This window comes from Nocardia farcinica, assembly GCF_029867845.1.
In the GTDB taxonomy this organism is placed as follows: domain Bacteria; phylum Actinomycetota; class Actinomycetes; order Mycobacteriales; family Mycobacteriaceae; genus Nocardia; species Nocardia farcinica_A.
In genome coordinates this window covers 1-2,233 of the sequence record NZ_JARWRU010000225.1, presented here as the reverse complement: position 1 = coordinate 2,233, position 2,233 = coordinate 1, and the positions used below count along the sequence as shown (strand labels likewise).

The following is a 2,233-nucleotide window of genomic DNA, read 5'->3' as shown; positions in this document are numbered from 1 at the left end:
GCACCAGCGACACCGGGCCGGCGCGCAGCGCCGGACGCACCGCCCGCGCCTGCTCCGCGCCGGGCGCGGCGGCGCGCGCCGTCGAGACGCTCACAGGCTCCCCACCTTGCGCCTGCGCACCAGCGCGATGAAGTAGGGCGCGCCGAGCACGGCCAGCATCACCCCGACCTGGATCTCCCCGCCCCTGGTCACCACCCGGCCGAGCGTGTCGGCGAACAGCAGCAGCACCGCGCCCATCAGCGCGGCGGCGGGGATGAGCCAGCGGTGGTCGGGCCCGGTGAACCGCCGCGCGATGTGCGGGACGACCAGCCCGAGAAAGGCGATCGGCCCGACCGCCGCCGTGGCCGCGCCGCACAGCAGTACCACGGCGGTGAGCCCGAACGCCCGGCTGCGCTCCACGTTCACCCCGAGCCCTCGGGCCACGTCGTCGCCGAGGCCGAGCAGGTTCAACCCGGGCGCGGCGGCCACCGCCATCAGAGCCCCGAGCGTGATGAACGGCAGCACCTGCCAGAACACCGCGGCGTCGCGTCCGGCCACCGTGCCGACCACCCAGAAGCGATAGGTGTCGAGCACCGTCGCGTCGAACAGCACGACCGCCTGGGTCATGGCCTGCAGGAAAGCGGTGACCGCCGCGCCGGCCAGCACCAGGCTAAGCGGGCTCGCCCTGCCGCCGCCCACCGAGGACGCGCTGAACACCACCACCCCGGCGATCAGCGCCCCGGCCATGGCGAACCAGATGTACTGCCTCGGGTCGGTGAAGCCGAACAGGTAGACGCCGAGTGCGCCGAGGAAGGCCGCGCCCGCGTTGAGCCCGAGCAGGCCGGAGTCGGCCAGCGGGTTGCGGGTGTAGCCCTGGATCAGCGCGCCGGTCGCGCCGAGCGCGAGCCCGGCGATCAGCGCCAGCGCCGTGCGCGGCACGCGGTAGCCGCGCACGATCTCCTCGATCGTCGACTCGGCCGGGCAGGCGAACGGTCCGCCCGCGCACCCGAGTGCGTGCCGCAGCGCCTCCAGTGTCTCGGCCGGTGCGATGGCGCGCGAGCCGACCGCCGTGCCTGCGGCCACGCCCAGTGCCATCAGGGCGAACAGGAGCAGCAGTGCGGCACGGCGTCGGCGCCGCGCGACGGCCAATGGGCTCGAGGGGGTGCTCACGGGGGCGGGGCGCTCCGTTTCTTTCGTCGCGTACCAAAACCTGGTGCCCGGCATGCAGGTCTGGTAAGCCTAACCTATCTTTCTGCTCCGACTCCCGCGTTCCCGGAGCCGACACGAGGAGCCTCCATGACCGAGACCGTGACCCGTTTCTCCGATCGCTACGCCGATTCGGTCTTCGAACGCACGAGTTCGCGGCTGCGCGCGCTGCAGCCGGATCATCCGCGCGTCTACGCCGTGGCCGCGGTCGCCGAGCACGGCCGCAGGCGGTGGTGGAAGCTGTCCGACGGGCTGCGCGAGGGGCGCATCGAGCTGATGTACCGCAGGCACGCCGCGGAGATGACCGACCCGGACATCGCCGCCGAGGTGGTCGCCACCGCCCTCGTCCACGCGGTCGTCGGCCGGGTGGCCGCGCTGTGGGTGATGGACGGCCGGGCCTGGGACCCCGGCCTGGACAACCTCTGGGTGCACAACGACAACGACGGCGGCCTGGACTGGGCGGGGCTGGAGGACACCACCCTGCGGGTGCTCGACGGCGATCCGCTGTGCGGCCGCTCGGGTGTGGTCGCCCTGCCGTGCGAGGCCGCCATGGCCGTCTGGCTGGCGCACCGCTGCGAGGCCTCGCTGTCGCTGGTCCACAACGGCCTGGCCAGGTGCTCCCGGCTCTCCGCGCGCCGGTTCTGGTCGCTGGTGGGCGAATCCGTCGTCGGCGCGGCGACCTATGTGCCAGATCTGGCGCGCATGGATCCGCTGGTGGGCGCCCGGCGTGGGCAGGCGCTGATGGCGGCGCTGGGGGACCGCGGGCTGCCCGTTCGCCGTAGCGCCTTTCCGCAGAACCGGGGCCGCGCGGAGGTCCGGTCGCCGGGCGGCGTCCCACACACCTTGCGAGTTAGGTAAGCCTGACCTATAGTTTCAACCGGCGTAAGGATCGCGCGAGTGTCCTGAGGGCTGCAGTGACCCCCGATCCGTGCCGGGGGGGGGGGGGGGGGGGGGGGGGGGTGGGGGGGGGGGGGGGGGCGCGAACCGCGGCGCGCAGGGGACGCCAAACACCCACCAAAAGCACGGACGGTGTGTTTTGTAATATATT

2 protein-coding genes are annotated in these 2,233 nt (G+C 73.3%); one reads left to right on the top strand and one right to left on the bottom strand.

Annotation, left to right across the window (positions count from 1 at the left end; translation table 11 throughout):
- Positions 1 to 90: 90 nt before the first annotated feature.
- Positions 91 to 1,149 (bottom strand): FecCD family ABC transporter permease, encoded by a 1,059-nt coding sequence (locus QH283_RS04630; RefSeq protein ID WP_348538255.1) that lies wholly within the window; start codon positions 1,147 to 1,149, stop codon positions 91 to 93.
- A 126-nt stretch (positions 1,150 to 1,275) separates the two neighbouring features.
- On the opposite strand from QH283_RS04630, the gene QH283_RS04625 reads away from it, so the two are divergent.
- Complete coding sequence (locus QH283_RS04625; RefSeq protein ID WP_280501770.1) at positions 1,276 to 2,043, top strand: hypothetical protein; 768 nt, start codon at positions 1,276 to 1,278, stop codon at positions 2,041 to 2,043.
- Positions 2,044 to 2,233 lie beyond the last annotated feature (190 nt).